Raw genomic sequence first — 19260 nt, forward strand, 5'->3', positions numbered from 1 at the left:
CCAACCGTTCGCAGCGGCCGGCCGGGGCCCGCGAATAGCGGTGGCCTGTTGGACGAAAACACGGGCAGCCGCGGGGGTAACACGATCGCGCATTTGCCACCGTGATGTTGTAGTTTTCGAGCGGTGATATTGGTCGCGGCTTACCGTCATGGTTGCCGGACCGTGAATAGGAGTCAGCGATGAGCGGCGCGCAGGGCTCGCGGTTGGGGACGATGTTCGGCCCCTACCATCTCAAACGGCTGCTGGGCCGCGGCGGCATGGGCGAGGTCTACGAGGCCGAGCACACCGTCAAGCAGTGGACGGTGGCGCTCAAGCTGATGTCGGTTGCGTACAGCCAGGATCCGGTTTTTCGCAAGCGGATGGAGCGCGAAGCCCGCATCACCGGCCGTTTGCTGGAGCCCCACGTGGTGCCCATCCACGACTACGGCGAAATCGACGGGCAACTGTACTTGGAGATGCGCCTGATCGAGGGCATCGACCTGGGCAGCCTGCTCGAGCGGGACGGGGCGCTGACTCCGCCGCGCGCGGTGGCCATCATCCTTCAGGTCGCCGCGGCGTTGGATGCCGCACACGCCGCCGGGGTCACGCACCGCGACGTCAAACCGCAGAACATCCTGATCACCGGCAACGACTTCGCCTATCTCGTTGACTTCGGTATCGCCAGCGCGAAAACCGACGAGAAGCTCACCCAAATGGGCACCGCGGTGGGAACCTGGAAATACATGGCGCCCGAACGCTTTTCGAGCGACGAGGTGACTCCCCGGGCCGACGTCTACGCGCTGGCCTGTGTGCTGTTCGAGTGCCTGACCGGGGCGCCGCCCTATCCCGCCGACAGCACCGGCGTGCTGGTCACCTCGCACATGATGGAGCCCATCCCGCTGCCCAGCGCCCAAGGCTTCGGCGTGGACAAGGCATTCGACGCCGTAATCGCGGGCGGCATGGCTAAGAACCCGATCGAACGCTATGCCAGCGCCGGTGATCTGGCAGAGGCCGCACACGACGCGCTTTCCCGGCCGGAGCGCGACCGCGCCGCAACCATTCTGCGGCGCAGTGAAACATCGGCGAAGCCACAAGACACCCAGCCGAACGCAACGGCCGAGTCGTCGAGCTCCCCGCACACGCGGTACAACCCGCTGCCATCCGGACCCGAGACGCAGCCGGACAGCCCACCGCCGCCGCTGACGACCGTCGGCGGTGCGGCACCCAACGCCGAGCAACCCAGCCCCGAAACCGCGCCGGGCGCCGCCGAATCGGATCAGCCGGTGACGCCAGGTAAGCGCAGCCGCTGGCCGATCCTGGCCGCGGCCGGCGCCGCTGTCGTCGTCGCCGCTGCCGCGGTCGGCATCTGGCTGACGATCAAGCCCTCGCCCACCCCGCAGCAACCGCCGCCCAGGGCGGGTGGCGGGAAGACCACGGTGCCGTCGAGCCAGGGCCCCAGCAACGATCAGGCCCGGCTGATCAGCCTGCTTCCGCCCGGCTACCTGGCCGGCACGTGCACGCCGGCCACACCCGAATCGGGAAGCATCTGGACCAACGCGGTAGCGATGGTGTCCTGTGGAAAGAACACGCAGCCCGGCGGCCCGAGCAAGGCCACCTACGGCCTGTTCCCGACGCCGGACCGGCTCAAGAAGTCCTTCACCGATGACATCGCCAACGTCAGCCTGGTGAACTGCCCGGGCGAGGGGGCCTCGCCGGTGAGCTGGCACTACGACCAAACTCCCAATGAAATGGCCGGTTTGATCGCCTGCGGCACCTACAACGGCCACCCGAACGTGATCTGGACCAACGAGGAAAAGCTGATGCTCAGCGACGTCGCGGGCGATCCCGCCACCGTCGAGGACTTGCACACCTGGTGGGACGCCTACGGCTGATCGCCCACGGGCGACACCGGGACGAGCCCCGCCGGGTTCGGCGACACCAGCGCCGAGAGGCGTTTGAGGCACACGGACGGGTCGACGTCGTCCAGGTCGATCCCGGCGAACGTGTCCGCGTCGACCCGCGCACTGATCAAGCACGGGCGGACCGGCTGATCCGTGTTCGGATCGGTCGTTTCGACGACACCGCTGAAAATCACCACCCTGAATCGGCGCTCGCCGTCGAGGGCGAAGACGGTCGCCAAAGCCAGCAGCGCCAGCCGTGCAATAGTGCTGGCGTACAACGCTTTCACCTGCCCTACCGGCCGCGCCGTCTCGACAACCGTGTCGCGGCTCTTGACGTAGCGGTACGCCTTGGCCGACGGGACGACAGCCACGGTGGGCAGTTCATATTCGACGACCAATTGGCCTGTGGCCGGGGCATACTCGACTACGGGCTTGGGGGTGATGCCGCGTGGCAACGACATCGCCGCGAGCACCGATTCGACGTGGGCCGCCAACTCGGCCGGGGCGGGCGTCGGCGCGTCGGGCAGCTGGCGCAATCCTGTTCGCAGCAGATCGGTCAGGGCGGCTACCTGGGATTCGATTTTCGCGTTCTGCCGATCCACCTGCGCGGCCACGCCGTCGAGGTCGTAGACGTCGCGTTCCAGCACAACGCCTTTGGGCCAGCAGCTCTGCTGCCATTCACGCCGGCGGGCCAGCTCCGCGGCTTTAGCCCTCGCTTCGGCGGCCCGCACCGCCGCATAGAGCGCTTTGGTCGTTTCGAGTTCTTTCAATCGCTGCTGTTCGCGCACCGGGTGCCGCCGGCGGGCCAGCTGATATTGATAGCGGGCCTGCCCCAGTAGCCGCTCTGCGTCGGGCACTCGGTCGTAGGCCGGCGGCTGCACGAAGTCCGCAAGCCGGGGCAACGGTTCAGCGATCTCCAAGTAGTGGATCCGCATTTCGCAGACTTCGGCGTTGTCCCGGGCTTTGCCGACGGTGTAGTAATTTTCGAGCATCTGGCACGCCGACTCCCAGTTCTCGATGTCGGATCGCCGCGCGGAACGCCACAGGTTCCACAGCGCCTGGTACGCCTCCAGTTCGGCGACACGACGCTGGGCGTCGTCAAATGGCCCCATGCTTTCCCCTGACCGCGCGACTTCGTCCCTTCAGAACTTAACGCGTCAGATGCGGCACGTGTAGCGGGATGTCGAGTCGCCGAGCGTGGGAGCCACGGATTACCAAGCCCCGCGAGCGCGCGGTCGACCCCCACGCCCGACGACGGATCTAGAGGATGTAGAGCATCTCCTGGTAGGTGGGCAGCGGCCACAAGTCGTCGGCTACAACGCCTTCCAGCGTGTCGGCGGCGGTACGCACCGCTTCCATCGCTGGCAGCAGCGCCTCTTGGGCATGCACGGCCTCGTCGAGAGCCGACTCCGCCGAGTGATCGGACAGGGCCGCCTTCAACGTCGTCAGCGCCGCAGACAAATCAGCCAGCGGGGCCGAAACCGCTTCCAGCACCGCCGTGCTGGCTGCAACGCCGGCCTTCTTCATCGTCGCGACGTTCTGCGCGAGTTCGGTCTGATAACGGATTGCGGCGGGCAGGATGATGGTCGTCCCGATTTCCAACGCCAACTTCGCCTCGACCGCGATCGTCAACGCGTACTGCTCCAACCGGACCTCGTAGCGGCTGTGCAACTCGCGTTCGTTGAACACCCCGTATTTCGTGAAGAGCTCGATCGCATCCGGCTTGATCAGCTCCGGAATGGCGTCCAGCGTGGTCTTCAGGTTCGGCAGGCCGCGCTCGGCCGCTTCGATCTGCCAGTTGTCCGAGTAGCCGTCCCCGTTGAACACCACCGCGCCGTGCTCGGTGATGACCTCGGTGAGCAGCTTCTGCACCGCCTGATCGAAGTCCTCGCCGTCGGCGACGGCCTGCTCTAGAACACCGGCCATGTAGTCCAGCGAGTCCGCCATGATCGTGTTCAGCACGATCAACGGCACCGCGACCGTCTGCCCGGACCCGGGCGCCCGGAACTCGAACCGGTTGCCGGTGAAGGCGAACGGGCTGGTCCGGTTGCGGTCGCCGGCATCAGTAGGCAGCGGTGGCAGCGTGTCGACACCGATGATCATGGTGCCCTTGCCTTTTGAGGACGTCGCCGCGCCCTTGGCGATCTGCTCGAAGACGTCGGCGAGCTGTTCGCCCAGGAAGATCGAGATGATCGCGGGCGGTGCCTCGTTGGCACCCAACCGGTGGTCGTTGGTCGCGGATGCGACCGACACCCGAAGCAGCCCGGAGAACTTGTGCACGGCCCGGATCACCGCGGCACAGAACACCAGGAATTGGGCGTTCTCGTGCGGGGTGTCGCCCGGGACCAGCAGCGAGCCCAGCTCGGAGTTGCCCATCGAGAAGTTGACGTGCTTGCCCGAACCGTTGACACCGGCGAACGGCTTCTCGTGGAACAGGCACTCCATGCCGTGTTTCTTGGCGATCGTCTTGAAGATCGTCATCAGGAGTTGCTGGTGATCGGAGGCGATGTTGGCCCGCTCGAACATCGGCGCGATCTCGAACTGGCCGGGGGCCACCTCGTTGTGCCGGGTTTTGGCGGGGATGCCCAGTTTGAACAGCTCGCGTTCGGTGTCCATCATGAAGCCCAGCACCCGCTCGGGCACCGCGCCGAAGTAGTGGTCGTCGAATTCCTGGCCCTTGGGCGGCTTGGCCCCGAACACGGTGCGACCAGCGTTGACCAGGTCCGGTCGCGCCAGGAAGAAGTGCCGGTCGATCAGGAAGTACTCCTGCTCCGGGCCGCAGAAGGACACCACCTTGTTGAGGTCCTTATGACCGAACAACGTCAGGATGCGCTCGGCGTGCGTGCCCATGGCTTGCTGGCTGCGCAGCAGGGGCGTCTTGTAGTCCAGCGCTTCGCCGGTCATCGAGACGAAAACCGTAGGGATGCAGAGCGTATTGCCGTTCGGATTTTCCAGGATGTAGGCGGGGCTGGTGACGTCCCAGCCGGTGTAGCCGCGCGCTTCGAAGGTGCTGCGCAGCCCACCCGAGGGGAAGCTGGACGCGTCGGGCTCGCCCTGGATGAGGGTCTTGCCGGCGAATTCGGCCAGCGTCTGTCCATCGGAGACGGGTTCGAGGAAGCTGTCGTGCTTCTCGGCGGTCAGGCCGGTCATCGGGTAGAAGACGTGGGCGTAGTGGGTGGCGCCCTTCTCCAGCGCCCAGTCCTTCATCGCCACCGCCACCGTGTCGGCGACGGCGGGGTCGAGCTTGGCGCCCTTCTCGATGGTCGCCACGATGGACTTGAACACCGACTTGGGCAGCCGCGCCTGCATCTCGGCCTTGGTGAAGACACTGGATCCGAAGACCTCGCCGGGAGCCTCGCCGGCGACGAAGCTGATGGCCGGGGGGACGTATGCCTCGACGTTGTTGATCGCCTGCAGGCGCACTGCGTTTCCGCTCAATGGAGTTCCTATCGTGAGGGGGGCCTCTGCCTTCGCTTGCGGGAAGGTGGACCGCCCCACCCTAGGAAGTTTCGATGGCAAACTTGTTACGCACGCGTCAACGATGCGCTTCATCGGTTTCGAACATGAGACCCCGTATCGCCTACCCGTGCAGGCTCGCTTCCTGTGTCGGGTCAGGCGGCCGTAGCGCGTTTGCGGCGCACCAGCAGGGTCGTCTTGACGATCAGGAACAACACCGCGACGCCCATCATCAGCGTGGACAGCGCGTAGGCGCCGTACTCGGCCCCGCGGGCGTAGCGGTCGTTGACCAGTAGCGTCAAAGTTTGCGACTCCCCCGGCAAGTTGGACGACACCATGATGACCCCGCCGAACTCGCCGAGGGTGCGCGCGGTGGTCAGCACGGTTCCGTAGATCAGGCCCCACCGAATGGTCGGCAACGTGATCCGCCAAAACGTCTGCCACGGCCCCGAACCCAGGGTTGCCGCCGCCTGCTCCTGCTCGGTTCCCACCTCCTGCAGCACCGGTTGGACCTCACGCACCACGAAGGGCAAGGTCACGAAGATGCTGACGAGCACAAGCCCGGGAAGACCAATGATGATTTTGATGCCGAGGTCGTTTTCAACGAAGCCCAAAGCCCCGGCCGAGCCCCACAGCAGGATCAGGGCGACCCCCACAATGATGGGCGACACGGCGAAGGGCAGGTCGACGAGCGCCTGGAGCACACCACGCCCGCGAAAACGGCCGCGCGCGAGCAGTAACGAGGTGAGTACACCAAAGACCACGTTCAGCGGCACCACGATTGCGACGACGAGAAGTGACAGGTGCAGCGCCGAGATCGCGGCCGGTGTGGTGATCCACGCGAAGAACTGATCGAGCCCCGGCCGGAAGGTCCGCCACAGGATGATCGACACGGGGACGATCAGCATCACGCCGACATAGGCCAGCGTCACGGATCGGGTGACGTAGCGAGCCCACGAAGACGACGTCATGCCGCCTTTTCCTCGCGTTTGGCCGTGCGCCCGCCCACGATGCGCAGCAGCACCAGCACGGTGAACGAAATCGACAGCAGCACAATGGACATCGCGGCCGCCCCGGTGCGGTCGTCGTTTTCGATCAACGAGCGGATCCATTGCGAGGACACTTCGGTTTTGCCCGGCACGGCACCGCCGATGGTCACCACCGAGCCGAACTCGGCGATGCACCGCGAGAAGGCCAACCCGGCGCCGGTCAGCAATGAGGGAGCTACCGAGGGCAGCACGATAGTGGTGAAGACCTTCGTGCCGCTCGCCCCCAATGATGCCGCCGCCTCTTCGACGTCGCGATCGATCTCCAGCAGCACCGGCTGCACGGCGCGCACCACCAACGGCAGCGTGACGAACGCCAGCGCCATCCCCACTCCGGGCGGCGTGTGCTGCAGATGAATGTGCACCGGGCTGTTCTTGCCGTAGAGGGCCAGCATCACCAGGCTGGTCACTATGGTCGGCAGCGCGAACGGCAGATCGATGATCGCGTCGATCAGCCCTTTCCCGACGAAGTCGTCCCGCACCAACACCCACGCGGTCGCCAGCCCGAACACCACGTCGAGAATGGTTACCACCAAGGAAATCCCGAACGTCACCTGAAACGACTGGACCGCGGCATGCGAGGTTACCGCCAGCCAAAAGGCCTGCCATCCGCCGCCGGCGGCCTGCCACGCGATGGCGACCAACGGCAGCAGCACGATCACCGACAGCCACAGGGTCGTCACCCCAACCCGAAGTGAGGTCAGACCCGGCCTGGTCGTCGGGCGCAGCCCCTCCGGCGGCTCCGGAAGTTCGCTACCGGGGGTGGCCAGCTCGGGCCGGATCGCCTCCGGACCGAGGCTTTCGCCTAAAAGGGATCCAGTCATCCGGTGGCCTGCATGTAGACCTTGGTGATGTTTCCGGTGTTCTTGTCGAACAGCTGCGAATCCGCCGTGCCCCAGCCTCCGAGGTCATCGATCGTCCAGAGTTTGACAGGCACCGGATACTGACTCCGGAAGCTGGCGGTGACGGCGGGATCGATCGGCCGGAAACCTGCTTGCGCCCAAAGCTTCTGCGCGGCGGCGCTGTACTGGAAGTTCTTGAAGGCGGTCGCGACATCCAGGTGCGCGCTGGTGCTCACTACGGCCACCGGATTCTCGATCTTGAACGTCTGCGACGGGATGATGTGTTCGACGGGCTTGCCCTGCCGCTCGGCGGCGATGGCCTCGTTCTCGTAGCTGATCAACACATCGCCACTGCCCTCGGCGAAAACAGACGTGGCAATCCGCCCCGACCCGGGCCGCAACTTGACGTGCTCGTGCACCAACGTGCTGATGAAATCGATACCCGCCTGCGGATCCGCGCCGCCACGGCTCTTGGCGGCATACGGCGCGAGCAGATTCCATTTCGCCGAACCCGAACTCAGCGGGCTGGGCGTGATGACCTCGACGCCGGGCCTGAGCAGATCGTCCCAATCTCTGATGCCCTTCGGATTACCCTTGCGCACAACCAAAGTCACGACCGACCCGAACGGGTTGCCATGGCCGGCGCCCTTGTCCCAATCCGCGGCCACCTTTCCCGCCTTCACCAAGCGGGTGATGTCGGGTTCGACGGAGAAGTTCACGATGTCGGCCGGTTTCCCTTCGACGACCCCGCGCGACTGGTCGGCTGACGCCGCGTAAGACGTGACCACCTGGACGCCTTTGCCTTCTGCCGAGGCATTGAAGGCCGGAATCACCTTGCTCCAGCCAGGTTCTGGAACCGAATAGGCCACCAGAGTGATCTTGGTGTCCGCGTTGTTCAGCCCGCTGCCGCCCACGGCATCGCTGGCGCCGCCCGCACATGCCGCGACCAGGCCGGCGGCCGACAGTATCGCGACGCCATGGCGCCACCGGGGTCCAATACCGATGTCGTCGAGCATGAGCCGGCCTTCCAGTGCGGGACGTGGGTGCGTCGATCCCGTTGCTGCGGAAGGGCACTAAGGCATCCGAGGAATTCGCCAACTCGAGACCAGACCGCGAACGGACAGCAGAGTCAGCGACAACAGCGCACGTCGGCAAAGCGTTCCAGAGAACCGGCTGCCGCATGCATGGCGCGAGCGTAGCAAAGCACGCGTACCCGTACGGCGCTGCTACAACACGGTATTCGTCGTTGCCAGGGCGGCGACGGAGCCCGCACACCGACTTAGCCGGGCGTGACGTCGACGTCGCGCGCTCCCATCAGCGGCACCGGCGTAAAAAGTCACGCTGATGAAAAGAGTCGGACACCGGGCGGTAGCGGGTGGATCGGCGCGGTCTCATGCCGGCAACATTTCGGCGCGTTGGCCCACGATCTTGGCCAACTTACCGTTTAATGCTCCGCAGAGGGCGACTAGCAACCCTTTTCTCAATACCGTTGCGCGCCGCCAGCCGCGGCTCGAGAAAAGGACGCCCATGGCCCGCACCCTGATGACGAGAGCCACCACGGCCGCTCTGGCATGGGTTACCGCCGCGGCGACATCGATCGCCTGGGCCGCGGCTGCCCACGCCACCCCCGGCCCGCCCGCGCCGGACGCCGACCACGAGGCGGGCATGTACGGCGACCCGGCGGCGGCCGCCCCGCATTGGCGTCGCCAACACTCTTCGGACTGCGGCGAGATCGCGGTCGCCGACGTGGTCGGCGAGCTCACCGGCCGCCAGCCTACCGAGTGGCAGATCGCCGCCGTAGCCGAAAATACTTCGGGGGCAACGGGTTCCAAACCGATATGGAATCCTCCAGGCAACACCGACATCAGGGATCTGCCGCCGCTGCTCTGGCACTACTGGGTCAGGGCTGACAACGTCCAGACCAATATCGCTGCGTTACAACAGGATCTGGCCGACAAGCGCAAGGTGATCGCGCTGGTCAACGCCGAGACCATCTGGAACCGCCCAGGCAATCGCGACGTCGGGAACCACTTTGTGGTTGTCACCGGCATCGACACCAAGGCCGGCGTCGTGCATCTCAACGACAGCGGCATCGATAGCGGCCGCGACGAGCAGATACCGATCGCCACCTTCGGACGGGCATGGGCGCCCAATCACAACTCCGCGGTCGTGACCCGGTCGTAGCGAGGGAAGCCAAACCTGTTTCAGGACAGGCTTTTCATGGAGTCCGACGCGATCACTGCGGATCCGCGCCGACCCTTGGCGAGGCTGCACGACTGGGCCAGCTCGGGCCCATAGGTCGCCGCACCGCACTCACATTCCCAGCAGATATGCCGGCCGCAGGAACACGGCACGGTTGCCACGATCATGTGTCCGGGCAACAGCCAGTGACCACGTGCACACCGTTGTGGTGGTCTGTCCATCCATTGCGTGCGCGAGCCATGCGCCAGCTCGTTGACATGAACACTCACGGGCACCACCCTCCCACTGGCATTGACGCCGTGCCAGGGTGATGTGCGAATCGTTATCGTCTCGTTGGCCGTGTCGTTGTCTGCAGATTCGCGTGAGCGATCAGTTCTTCTCGAGGGTTACCTGGTTGACGTCGATCTGGCCGGTGCGAAACGCGTTGGCCCGACCGGTCAGGTAGTGCAGGTATCGCTCGTAGACCTCTTCGGACTGCATTGCGATGGCTTCGGCCCGGTGCGCCTCGAGCGCCTCGGCCCACAGGTCGAGGGTTCTGACGTAATGCGGCTGCAGCGGCTCGCGCAGCGTCAGGGTGAAACCCGCCCCGGCAGCGTGCTGCTCGACCGGGTCGATCGACGGCAGACCGGTGATCGTGTGCAAGAACATCACACCGTCGTCTGGCAGGACGGTGTAGGCCATCTCGAAGAAATCGTCGTAGCGGTCGAAGCGGCGCTGCTCGAACGCCCCGATGGACACGATCCGGTCGACGGGCTCGGTAAACTCTTCCCAGCCCTGCAGCAGCACCCACTTGCTGCGCTCGGTGTCCATCTCGTCGAACATTTTCTGGACGTGGGCGGCCTGATCGCTGGACCTTGTCAGTCCGACGACATTGACGTCGTACTTCTCGATTGCCCGTCGCATCGTGGTGCCCCAACCGCAGGCGACGTCGAGCAATGTCATGCCGGGCCGCAGATCCAGCTCGGCCAGCGCCAGATCGATCTTGGCGATTTGGGCCTCTTCCAGCGTCATGTCCTCGCGCTCGAAGTACGCGCAACTGTAGGTCTGAGTGCGATCGAGGAACAAGCGGAAGAAGTCGTCCGACAAGTCGTACCGCGCCTGCACGTCGTCGATGTTCGGGCTCAACCCCTGAGTCATCTTGCGTCGCCTTTCCGGACCCAGGGTCCCCCCGCGTGACATCTAAAGTTTGCACATAGATACCCCAGCGCGCGCGTCGCAAACCATATTCAAAGCGAGTTCTCAGCTGTGAACAGCGCTTTCGCACTCGCCGGCGCTCGCCGATGAATTCCGGGTGGACGAACGGTCAGACATCGAGCCGGAAAAAAACCGAGACCCTTCGACAGAAATGAAGGTGGATCCCATGTCCCCGAACAACACGGCGCTACCGCCCATCGTCGACGCGCGGACCTGGCGCGTCGAGCTCGATGAACTGCGCAAACTCGAGAAGGCCGCCACCCGGGAACTGGATGCGATCGCCGCACAGCGGCGCCGGTTGCCGATGGTCGAGTTGCCCGATTACACCCTGATCGGCGCCGACGGGCCCATCCGCCTCGCCGACGTGTTCGATGGCCGATCGCAGCTCATCACCTATCACCACATGTGGTCGGACGGCGCCCAATGGCAGTGCCCCGGGTGCACGGGTTTCACGTCGCAGTTCACCCGACTCGAATTCCTGGACAACTACGACGCCCGGTTCGTCATTGTCACCAACGGCCCGATCGAGGAGGCGCTCGCCTACAAACAGCGAGTCGGTAATCGGATGCAGTGGTACTCGTCGTCGCAGAGCAGCTTCGGCGCCGACATGGACGCGCCGCCGGGCGGGGGCTTCGGGGTCAACGTGTTCCTGCGCGACGGCGACACGGTGTATCGCACCTGGCACACGAACGGGCGCGGCACCGAGCAACTCAGCCACTCGTTCGCGTTGATCGACCTCCTGCCGTGGGGCCGTCAGGAGGAATGGCTCGATTCGCCGGAAGGCTGGCCGTCACGGCCCACCTACTCGGGTTGGCCGGACTCCCCCGACATCGCCCGCGCGTACGGAGCCGAGTCCTAACGGTGCCCGCCGTCGACGACCTTCACCTGCTTGTGCGGATAGCGGCGTTGCGCGTATTCCTTCGCCTTGGAGTTCGGTAGCACGTACAGGGTTTCCTTCTTGTCCTGCAACGGTTTTAGCACCAGGTCCATAAAGCTCTTGCGGTTGTCCAGGTAGGGCTCGATCACGTCCTCGCCGGCCGGGCACACCGCCAGGCAGTAGGCCGCCTTGTAGTTGGGCTTGAACGCCAGGCTCTGCCACATCGACGCGTTCTCGGAATCGGTTACCCGCGAACGGAAGTCGGCCGCGTCGGTGCTGTCGGCAACGGTCTGCACCCAATCGGTGAAGCCGCCCATGAACTCGCGGTAGTTGTGCGTCGAACACGCCAGCCAATCGAAGCTGCCGTCCTTGCCGATCGCGCCGACCGGGCACGCCGCGACACACAGCTTGCATTCCAGGCACGGGCTGTAGTCCAACGGCTCGCCGTAGCTGCTGATCGGGGTGTCCACCAAGATCGTGCCCAGCAAGATGAAATTGCCGAACTTGGGGTGGATCACGTTGCGGTGGATGCCCATCACCCCGAGTCCGGCAGCGACCGCGACGGGTTTGTGCGCTACCACCCAGATGCGTCCCGGGTAGTTGTCCATCTCCATCGGAAAGGTCGCCGACGGGTTCAGCACCCGGTGGCCCGCGTCCTGCAGCCGCCGAACGATGCGGTAGGCCGCCTCGTTGAGCACCTCACCGCTGCGGTGAAACTCCTGATTGGCGACGCTGCGCGCGGTCGAGCGGATGTTGTCGCGGTTCATCTTGACCACCAGCGAGATGTAGCTCTTGGTGCCGGGCAGCGCGGCCTCGACGTGCTCGACCTCGGAGGCCAACTCGGGGTTGTCCACGCTGGCGAAAGCGACGTCGTCGACGCCGACGTCCAGGCACAGCTCGCGCAGCCAATCCGCGTCGAGCACTCCGGGTTTCTGTAACCGGCGCGTTCGCACCTCTCGCACGGTGGGGTGCTCCGCCAGCCGAGCCGGAAGTTTCTCACTCATCCTAGGTATAGTATACAATACTCAGGGTCAAGAGCCGGCCCTGCAGGCACAGGACGCGGTGATCGGGACGTCGGCGTGGGCGCGCGCCAGGGTCAGTTGCTGCTCGATGATCGTCGCTTCGGCGAAGCGACCAAGACGTCGCAGACACTCGTGGTACCCGTGCAGGCTCCACACATTGCCCGGATGTTGGCAGCATCGGCGCACGGACGGATCCAGACCCAGATCGGCCGCGTACACGTCGGCCGCTTCTTTCACGTGACCCTGCTCGAGCAGCAGTGCACCGAGGGCGTGACGGGTCGGCTGCATCCAGCCCCATGGTTCGTCGTAGGGCAGGGCGTCGTCGAGTTCCACCGCGTGGCGCAGGTGCATGAAAGCCGAATCGAATTGCCGCTTCCGGTAAGCGATTTCACCGTCGAGCATCGCTTCGGCGACCGCGAGAATGTCACGACTGGTGTTGTTGAACAGATACCGCGATGCGGGGATGCGGGCATAGACATCGGTAAAGGCTTCCCGCGCGGAATCTGCCTGGGACAGTTGGCCGGTGGCCGCATAGGCAACGCCGCGGCCGTAGTACACGGTGGCCGCCGTGGTGCAGTACAAATCCTGGTCTGCGGGCAGTGGTTCGGTTATCAAGTCCTCCCAACGGCCGAACCGGATCAAGACGTGCACCCGAAGCGGCACAAAGGCTTCCAGCCAGTCGGCCATTGGGGGTGACTCGATCGACAGCACCTCCGGGGTGAGCTGCCCGGCGATCTCGTCGGCGGCCTCCAGTGCGACGGCCGACTGCCCCGAGAACATCGCCGCGTACACCACGAAGTGCAGGTTGTGGGCACGGTAGGCCGAGTAAAAGTTCAGTGCGCCTTGGCGTTCGAGGAATTTGCGATCCGCGCGCACTGCCGAAAGGTTTGACACCACCGCGTTGCGGTAGTCGCCGCACAGCACATCGATATGGGTGGGCATGTGTTCGAGGTGACCGGCGTCGGGTGCCAGCCCACGCAGCAGATCGGCCGCGGGCAGCGCCTCCTCGGGATGGGCGGACAACTCCATCGTGTGCAGGTAGAAGTGCAGGATGCCCGGATGGGCACGACCGGCAGGGGTCGTCAGGGCGGCCTGAAGAATGTGCTTGGCCTCCACCACCCGGGATCCTGGCGCCGGGTCACCGGTGCGGGTGTCCCATAGTGCCCAGGCCGTCACATTGACCAGCGCATCGGCCGCCAGAGCCGCGACATCGATGTCGTCCGGGTAGGCCGACGCCAACCTCGACATCGACTCCGCATACGTCGCGTTTCCGTCGGCCAGCGCAGCGGAGTCCGCGATGTCGAGGGTCGGAAAGCGAGCGGCCAGGGCGTCGATCAGGCCGCGCTCGGTGGCCGTGGCACGGCCCGCGGCGGCGAGGTGGAGCTCCTCGCGAGCCCGGGCCAGCGACGCTGCCAGATCGACGGGATCGAATGCGTCCCATGCCTTGTTGTAATTCGGGCCGACCGAGTACGCGACGCCCCATCGCGCGACCGCAAGGTCCGGGTCCAAGGCGAGCGCCTGGTCGAAGCATCGCACTGCCTCTTCATGGTTGAACGCATAGGCCCACACCATGCCGCGGTTGAACCACACCTGGGCATCCGGCGAGGGCGTATCGACGGCCCGGTGGTAGGAGCCGAGGTCGTAGTACGGATCGACGTCGCCGCGCGGGACCGTCACGTCGCCGACGATAGCCCCGCCGCCGTGGTCGCTTCTTATTGGTGCTCGGCGTCGGCCACTGTCAACGGCAACGCCAGGTCTTCCAGGGCGCGTTGCTCGGCGGCGATCCCGAGCCACAGCTCGACCAGGCCCGCGATCGCCATCACGATCGCCCCGATCAGGAACGACCACAGCACCTGGCCCCGATCGCCCGAGTTGATCAGCTCACCGAACAGCACGGGGCCGGTGATGCCGCCGATCGCGGTGCCCACCGCGTAGAAGAACGCGATCGCCAGCGCCCGGGTCTCCATCGGGAAGATCTCGCTGACGGTCAGGTAGGCCGCGCTGGCGCCCGCGGACGCCAGGAAGAACGCCGCCGCCAGCACGGCGATGAAGGTCCACACACCGCCGACCTGATCCACGAATAACACTGCGAGGATAACCGCGATCACCGCGGAGCCGATGTAGGTGCCGGTGATCATCGGTTTGCGGCCGATGGTGTCGAACAGCCGCCCGAGAACCAACGGGCCAAGGAAATTGCTCATCGCCCAGAAGATGAAGAACACCGGCACTTCTCCGGATGGAATGCCGTAGAACGCGCTCAACAGCGTGCCCAGATTGAACGTGACGCCGTTGTACAGGAACGCTTGGCCGATGAACAGCGCCAGCCCCAGGACCGCGCGCTTGGGATAGAGCTTGAACGCCACCCGGGCGATCTCCATGAACGAAATCGCATGGCGCTGACGAATTCTCAGCGGCTCGCCGTCCGGCTCGGGCAGCGGCTGTCCGGTTTCGCGCTGCACGTCTTGTTCGATCTCGCCGACGATCTGCTCGGCTTCCTCGTCGCGCCCGTGAATGAACAGCCAGCGCGGGCTTTCCGGAATATTGCGCCGGACCAGCAGGACGAAGATGCCGAAGATGGCTCCGATGCCGAAGGCAAGCCGCCAACCGACGTTCGCGGGGAAGTTCGACGTGTCCAGCAGGACCAATGCGCCGGCGGCTCCGGCGGCTGAACCCAACCAGTAGGTGCCGTTGATGATCAGGTCGACCCGGCCGCGCACCCGGGCCGGAATCAACTCGTCGATCGCCGAGTTGATCGCCGCGTATTCGCCGCCTATGCCGGCGCCGGTGAAAAAGCGGGCGATGAAGAAATACCACGGCGCGAAGGCGAATGCGGTCGCGACGGTGGCGACGAGGTAGACCGCCAGGGTCAGAATGAACAGATTGCGCCGTCCGAACCGGTCGGTCAGGTGACCGAAGAACAAGGCGCCCAAGCATGCCCCGGTGATGTAGATCGCCGCCGCGTAGCCGATCTGCGCCGGGTTGAGCTCGATGCCGCTGCCCTTCTCGGTGAGCCGGGCCGAGACGTTGCCGACCATGGTGACCTCGAGCCCATCGAGGATCCATACCCCGCCCAGCCCCACCACGACGCGCCAGTGAAATCTCGACCACGGCAGCCGGTCCAGCCGCGCCGGAACATGCGTCGTGATCGTTTTCGTTTGCGCGCCTGGGCTCATACTGTCTCCGTTCTCGGTGGATAGAGAGATACCCGCCACCGCGCGTCGTACGCCGCGGAAAATCCAGCCCTCGGGTCGGTCGCGACCTGCGTGAGAAATGCCGAAACGGATGGCCGCGCGCAGCCTGGCATCCTCGCGGACCCTACCAGCCGGGGCGGTTCACACCGATCGACCCGGCGCGGCGTATCTGCCTGCCCGCGGGCAGGTCTGGCTCTCAGGCCGAGGGGTGAGCGTGGACGACCATCGGAGGAAATTCGGGTCGCAGCGAGGTGTGCGGATCCTCATTCTCGATGCGTGCCCACTGGTGGGACGAGAAGTACCACGTCCACTTGCCCGTGGAAGGCCCGATCTTGAGCACCGCACCATCGGTGTCGAAATGGAATTCGTCACCGTACGTAATTTCGGTGCCATCTGCCCAGGTCACTGTGAAAGCCATGGGGGCACGCTACCCGGCTGACCTATCCAATACCTGTACAAAGGCCGACAACTTATTTCTTCGGTGGGCGGTCCCGGTTCAACATTCTTGGTGTTCGTGGTGGGTCACACGGTGCGGATTTGGCCGCAGCATCGTGATGACGGCGTCGACCATTTTCGGGTCACCGACGGGAGTCAGTAGATCGGGTCCCGGGCAGCGTCCCCAAATCAATAGGGTCCGTGCCGCCGGGTGACATTCCACGACGGGATGTAAATGGTCGGCAGAGGCGAGTTCGATTTTCGTCACCGGACCACCGGTAACGGTGATGTCGGAGGCACCCGCTGAGCGCAGGATGAGCGACTCGTATTCGCCTCCGCGGGGAGGAAACACGTTCGGCTTCATGGCGGCGACCGTCGTCGCGGCATGGACGCCGATACGTACGTCGCTCAGTGCCCGGATGCTGGTTTCGTCGCCGCCGACGATATCCCATCGGTGCAGTATCAATTCACTTTCGACGTGCAGCGTCAACGCTCGTGCGTCCAGCACAGTACCCGTGAATGCCACGCTGCGCCCGGTGCACTGCCGCAGCCGCTCCACGGCAACCGTCGCCTTGAGTGCTTCCTCAAAGAACCTGCGACGCAATTGTTTTGGACTAAGTGCCCGGTATGGTGCCTCGCGCTCTTCGAAGTCGCGGGTGGGGCGGGAACCAGCCCCGGAGAGCTCGAGCGCAACCAGATCGGCGATTTCGGCAGACCCCGCGGCCATATGCGCGGTGAGCTCGTGGACGGTCCATCCGGCACACCGCGTGGGTGCGTCGGGGTCGGCCGCGAGCATGGCCTCCACGAAGGCGATGAACGCCCCCTGCGCCGGGGTGTTGGCGAGCCGCAGCAGCCTGGGGCCGCCCGGAATGTCGGCAAGCACACGAACGAAACCGGCTTGCACCGGATGCCGCCCAAGAATTTTGGTCAAGATTGTGTTCACAGGTGCCACAAGATCACGCTCAGATGCCCACATGCTGGCGCTTTTGCGACATCAAAGTGGGCCGCCATTACTACGCGGACCAGCCCGGGAGCGCATATTATCGGCGGAATTAGCGCGGCGAGACGATCGATGAATGTTAGTGTTGGCGACCGCTTGTGGAGCCGCGAGGGTACCTGCGGCCTTTTCGCTCGGAGGTAGGCATGGAACCCTCGTTCCTGCCCGGGCTGCCGGCAACCGCGGCGCCCGCGCCCCGATTCGGCGATGCCGAGTATCTCGAAGGTATGGAGCGCCTGTTGCAGGCCGTCCAGGACCTCTCCTTGGCTCGCAGCCAGGCCGACATCCAGCTGCTCGTCTCGTCATCGGCGCGCGAACTCACCAGCTGTGACGGCGCCACATTGGTGCTGCGCGATAACGGCAAGTGCTTTTACGCCGAAGAGAACGCGATCGGCCCGCTGTGGAAGGGTCTGCGCTTTCCGATGACGTCGTGCATCAGCGGGTGGGCGATGCTCAACCAGGATGCGGCGATCATCCCGGACATCTATCTCGATTCGCGTATCCCGCACGACCTGTACCGCCCGACGTTCGTCAAGAGCCTGGTGATGGTTCCGATCCGCAGGCGCGACCCGATCGGCGCGATCGGTAATTACTGGGCCGACGAACATCAGCCGACCGAGCACGAGGTCCGCTTACTGCAGGCCCTGGCCGATTCGACCTCGATCGCCATGGAGAACATCCAGGTCTACTCCGAATTGGAACAGCGGGTTCGCGACCGCACCGCCGCGCTCGAGCAGGCCAACGAAGAGATCCGCCAGCTCTCGGTGACCGACGAAATGACCGGGCTCACCAACCGTCGCGGTTTCTACCTGTTGGCAGCGCAAAAGCTCCGCGGGGCGCACTTCCTCGGCCACGACAGCGTGGTCGCTTTCCTCGACGTCGACGGTCTCAAACGAGTCAACGACGAACACGGCCACGAGGTGGGCGACATGCTGATCAAAGATGTCGCCTACGTGCTGGGCGAGACACTGTGCGAGTCCGACATCCTCGCCCGCTTGGGCGGTGACGAGTTCTGCATCATGGTGACCGAAAACGCAAGCGGCACCTCGACGCTGCGGGAGCGGGTGGCCCGGGCATTTCGGGCCTTCAACGAGACCAGCGATCGGCCCTATCGTCTTTCGGCCAGCATCGGTCTGGTGCGCGCGTCCGCTGACGGGCCCACCACCACCGTGGACGAGCTGCTCACCCAAGCCGACGAGTTGATGTACGAGGAAAAGAAGTCCAACGCGAACTCGCGCGGGTGGGCCGGCGAGGTCTGATCCGGCCCTGACTTCGCTTGGCCGCGAGCGGGATTCGGCTAACTACCCGGCACCCTTGCCATTGTCGACCCGATAGACCGCGCCGTGGATGGCCACCGCGGCGTCGCTGGCCAGGAACGCGACCACATTCGCGACATCGAGGGGCTGCATCATGCCGCGTGGCGAGGCCGTTCGCATGATCAGGTCGTAGTTCGGATTCTCCGGCGCGGTGAACTGTTCCAGTTGCGGTGTGAGCATGCCGCCCGGGCATACCGCGTTGACGCGCAAGCGGTCCGCGGTGTACTCCACCGCCAATGCTCGGGTCAGCCCGATGAGTCCATGCTTGGCCGCGCAGTAGCCGGCCGAATAGGCCTGCCCTTCGACACCGGCGATGGAGGCGACGTTGACGATGTTGCCGCCCCGTTCCAGCAGCGCAGGCAGCGCGGCCCGGCACAGGTAGAACGGGCCGCTCAGATTGACGGCGAGATCCGCTGTCCAGTCGTCGTCCGTCATCGATTCGGTTCGGCGCATCTGGTGCTTGCCGGCGATGTTGATCAGGACGTCGAGACCGCCGAACTCGCGGACGCACTGCTCGACGGCGTCCTTGCACGCCTGCGCCGAGCTGACGTCCACCGAAGCGTAGGAACCCCGCTCGACGTCGGCGAAGACCTCGGCCAGGCGTGCGCTATCCCGGGCTATGCCGAAAACCGTTGCGCCCTGCCGGGAAAGCAGCTTGGCCGTTTCGGCGCCCAGGCCCGACGACGCGCCCGTCACGAACGCGACCTTGCCCTGCAATGCCGTCATCTTCGTCCTCTCAAACCGCGGTCGCAGACGCGCCGCGGTTCGCGGGGCGCGCGACTAGCAAATCAACTGTCACGCC

General features: G+C 65.1%; 16 protein-coding genes. 4 read left to right on the top strand and 12 right to left on the bottom strand.

Annotation, left to right across the window (positions count from 1 at the left end; all coding sequences use genetic code 11):
• Nucleotides 1–179 precede the first annotated feature (179 nt).
• Entirely contained in the window at nt 180–1871 is a 1692-nt protein-coding gene (locus tag SKC41_RS19460) for a serine/threonine-protein kinase (protein WP_330979310.1), read from the top strand.
• Here the strand turns inward: SKC41_RS19460 and SKC41_RS19465 are convergent.
• From SKC41_RS19465 to SKC41_RS19485, 5 genes are all read right to left on the bottom strand, one after another.
• A complete protein-coding gene (locus SKC41_RS19465) occupies nt 1862–2992 on the bottom strand; it encodes a hypothetical protein (protein WP_330979311.1) in 1131 nt (376 codons plus the stop codon). The genes SKC41_RS19460 and SKC41_RS19465 overlap by 10 nt on opposite strands.
• A gap of 148 nt (nt 2993–3140) precedes the next feature.
• Nucleotides 3141–5318 carry a glutamine synthetase III family protein gene (locus SKC41_RS19470; protein ID WP_330979312.1) on the bottom strand — a complete coding sequence of 726 codons (2178 nt, stop codon included), beginning with the start codon at nt 5316–5318 and terminating at the stop codon, nt 3141–3143.
• Nucleotides 5319–5491: 173 nt separating this feature from the next.
• Nucleotides 5492–6307 carry a sulfate ABC transporter permease subunit CysW gene (cysW, locus tag SKC41_RS19475; RefSeq protein ID WP_330979313.1) on the bottom strand — a complete coding sequence of 272 codons (816 nt, stop codon included), beginning with the start codon at nt 6305–6307 and terminating at the stop codon, nt 5492–5494.
• Nucleotides 6304–7206 carry a sulfate ABC transporter permease subunit CysT gene (cysT, locus tag SKC41_RS19480; RefSeq protein WP_330979314.1) on the bottom strand — a complete coding sequence of 301 codons (903 nt, stop codon included), beginning with the start codon at nt 7204–7206 and terminating at the stop codon, nt 6304–6306. The genes cysW and cysT overlap by 4 nt, the downstream gene beginning before the upstream one ends.
• Nucleotides 7203–8240, bottom strand: a complete 1038-nt coding sequence (locus SKC41_RS19485) for a sulfate ABC transporter substrate-binding protein (RefSeq protein WP_330979315.1) — start codon at nt 8238–8240, stop codon at nt 7203–7205. The genes cysT and SKC41_RS19485 overlap by 4 nt, the downstream gene beginning before the upstream one ends.
• 511 nt (nt 8241–8751) lie before the next feature.
• Here SKC41_RS19485 and SKC41_RS19490 point away from each other — a divergent pair.
• Nucleotides 8752–9408, top strand: coding sequence for a C39 family peptidase (locus SKC41_RS19490; RefSeq protein WP_330979316.1), 657 nt, complete (start codon nt 8752–8754; stop codon nt 9406–9408).
• Between the two features lie 387 nt (nt 9409–9795).
• Here SKC41_RS19490 and SKC41_RS19495 read toward each other — a convergent pair whose 3' ends face one another.
• Nucleotides 9796–10563, bottom strand: coding sequence for a class I SAM-dependent methyltransferase (locus SKC41_RS19495; protein WP_330979317.1), 768 nt, complete (start codon nt 10561–10563; stop codon nt 9796–9798).
• A 223-nt stretch (nt 10564–10786) separates the two neighbouring features.
• On the opposite strand from SKC41_RS19495, the gene SKC41_RS19500 reads away from it, so the two are divergent.
• Nucleotides 10787–11479: a DUF899 domain-containing protein gene (locus SKC41_RS19500; RefSeq protein WP_330979318.1), complete on the top strand. Its 693-nt coding sequence runs from the start codon at nt 10787–10789 to the stop codon at nt 11477–11479.
• On the opposite strand, the gene SKC41_RS19505 is transcribed toward SKC41_RS19500, so the two are convergent.
• From SKC41_RS19505 to SKC41_RS19525, 5 genes are all read right to left on the bottom strand, one after another.
• On the bottom strand, nt 11476–12501 hold the full coding sequence (locus tag SKC41_RS19505; RefSeq protein ID WP_330979319.1) for an epoxyqueuosine reductase: 1026 nt from the start codon (nt 12499–12501) through the stop codon (nt 11476–11478). The two genes, SKC41_RS19500 and SKC41_RS19505, sit on opposite strands and share 4 nt — an antisense overlap.
• A gap of 27 nt (nt 12502–12528) precedes the next feature.
• Nucleotides 12529–14196: a tetratricopeptide repeat protein gene (locus tag SKC41_RS19510; protein ID WP_330979320.1), complete on the bottom strand. Its 1668-nt coding sequence runs from the start codon at nt 14194–14196 to the stop codon at nt 12529–12531.
• Nucleotides 14197–14231: 35 nt separating this feature from the next.
• The gene (locus SKC41_RS19515) at nt 14232–15692 is read right to left on the bottom strand and encodes an MFS transporter (protein ID WP_330979321.1); all 1461 of its coding nucleotides are present in this window, start codon (nt 15690–15692) and stop codon (nt 14232–14234) included.
• A gap of 214 nt (nt 15693–15906) precedes the next feature.
• Nucleotides 15907–16128, bottom strand: a complete 222-nt coding sequence (locus SKC41_RS19520) for a hypothetical protein (RefSeq protein ID WP_330979322.1) — start codon at nt 16126–16128, stop codon at nt 15907–15909.
• Nucleotides 16129–16206: 78 nt separating this feature from the next.
• Nucleotides 16207–17088 carry a maleylpyruvate isomerase N-terminal domain-containing protein gene (locus tag SKC41_RS19525; RefSeq protein ID WP_330979323.1) on the bottom strand — a complete coding sequence of 294 codons (882 nt, stop codon included), beginning with the start codon at nt 17086–17088 and terminating at the stop codon, nt 16207–16209.
• A 281-nt stretch (nt 17089–17369) separates the two neighbouring features.
• On the opposite strand from SKC41_RS19525, the gene SKC41_RS19530 reads away from it, so the two are divergent.
• Nucleotides 17370–18401 (top strand): GGDEF domain-containing protein, encoded by a 1032-nt coding sequence (locus SKC41_RS19530; RefSeq protein WP_330979565.1) that lies wholly within the window; start codon nt 17370–17372, stop codon nt 18399–18401.
• 42 nt (nt 18402–18443) lie between these two features.
• On the opposite strand, the gene SKC41_RS19535 is transcribed toward SKC41_RS19530, so the two are convergent.
• Nucleotides 18444–19184, bottom strand: a complete 741-nt coding sequence (locus SKC41_RS19535) for an SDR family NAD(P)-dependent oxidoreductase (RefSeq protein WP_330979324.1) — start codon at nt 19182–19184, stop codon at nt 18444–18446.
• Nucleotides 19185–19260: the final 76 nt, after the last annotated feature.

The organism is Mycobacterium sp. 050128, from assembly GCF_036409155.1.
Lineage (GTDB): Bacteria > Actinomycetota > Actinomycetes > Mycobacteriales > Mycobacteriaceae > Mycobacterium.